Consider the following 1,420-nt stretch of genomic DNA (forward strand, 5'->3'; position numbering starts at 1 on the left):
TGGAATGCACCCCTCAACTGAGACATATTAAGTAGCGGACAGTTTCTCGAATACAGGAACTGGAAATGGTTGGAAGAAAGCCGAGATTTAGCGAAGAAGAGAAGCTCTCCATGCTCGTGCGGATGCACAACGGGGAGAACGTCAGCCGTCTGGCCGACGAACTGGGTATTCACCGTCAACGCTTGTATGCTTGGCGTGAGCAGCTACGAACTTGCGGCAATCTAACGCCGGCCCGGCAGGGACGGCCAAAGAAACAGCCCCCGCCCGAGGCACCGCCGGATCCCCAAACCCTGGCGGCGAGCTTTGCAGTATCGGCTGAACAGCGTCGTGCGGATGCATTGGCCAAAGCCCGTCGCCGCATTGTCGAACTTGAACGCAAGATTGGCCAGCAACAGGTTGAACTCGATTTTTTTCAAGAAGCCTTGCGGCATGTCAGGGGCAGTCAACAGCAGAAAGACGCGCCTGGAGGGGCGGCGTCTTCGAAGTCATCCAGAAAATGACAGCCCGCATGCCGCAAGGCTCGACAGGAATCGAACAGATGTGCCGTCTGGCTGGCGTTAGCCGGGCGGGGTACTACCGGTACTGGCAGCAATCAGCGCCGCGTCAGGAAGAAACCGGTCTACGAGATGTCATCCAAAGGCTGGCCTTGGCCAATCGGCATTATGGATATCGCCGGATTGGCGCTCTTCTGGGCCGGGAGGGCTGGCAGGCGAACCACAAACGTGTGTTGCGTTTGATGGGAGAGGACAATCTCTTATGTTTGCGCAATCGGCCGTTCGTACCCCGGACCACCGATTCCAAGCATAGCTGGCGCGTCGTCCCAAACCTGGCTCGGGGGATGGAACTGACAGGGATTAACCAGCTTTGGGTCGCAGACATCACCTATCTGCACCTTGCCGAGCAGTTCGCTTATTTGGCGGTTGTGCTCGATGCCTTCAGCCGCAAGGTCATCGGGTGGGCACTGGAACTCCACTTGCGGGCCAGCCTTGCAGTCGACGCCCTGAAAATGGCGATCTCCGCACGCGCTCCAATCGCGGGCAGTTTAATTCACCACTCGGACAGGGGAGTGCAATACGCTTGCAGCAGCTATTCTGACATCCTCCACGCGCATGGGATCCAGCCGAGTATGAGCCGGGTGGGCAATCCGTATGACAATGCGCGTGCGGAAAGCTTCATGAAAACCTTGAAGCAGGAAGAAGTTGCAGGATTGGCTTATCGCGATGCCTCGGACGCCCGGCGACGTATCGCCAGCTTCATTGAAGACGTTTACAATCGGCAACGATTGCATTCAGCGCTCGATTACCTCACCCCGGAGGAATACGAACAGTCCTTATCGTCGTCGCACGCAAGTGCCGTACCTGAACTCACAAGCCGGCAATTGTCCTGCAATTTCTCTGTCTCACTGTAGGGGTGCATTCCA

At 57.0% G+C, this 1,420-nt stretch carries 2 protein-coding genes; both read left to right on the top strand.

From position 1 onward, the window contains the following. Positions 1 to 65: 65 nt before the first annotated feature. On the top strand, positions 66 to 500 hold the full coding sequence (locus tag BKP54_RS34740) for a transposase (RefSeq protein WP_057218636.1): 435 nt from the start codon (positions 66 to 68) through the stop codon (positions 498 to 500). Next, positions 497 to 1,408, top strand: a complete 912-nt coding sequence (locus BKP54_RS34745) for an IS3 family transposase (RefSeq protein WP_084815713.1) — start codon at positions 497 to 499, stop codon at positions 1,406 to 1,408. The genes BKP54_RS34740 and BKP54_RS34745 overlap by 4 nt, the downstream gene beginning before the upstream one ends. Positions 1,409 to 1,420: the final 12 nt, after the last annotated feature.

It is taken from the genome of Ensifer sp. 1H6 (assembly GCF_001976035.1).
In the GTDB taxonomy this organism is placed as follows: Bacteria; Pseudomonadota; Alphaproteobacteria; order Rhizobiales; family Rhizobiaceae; genus Ensifer; species Ensifer canadensis.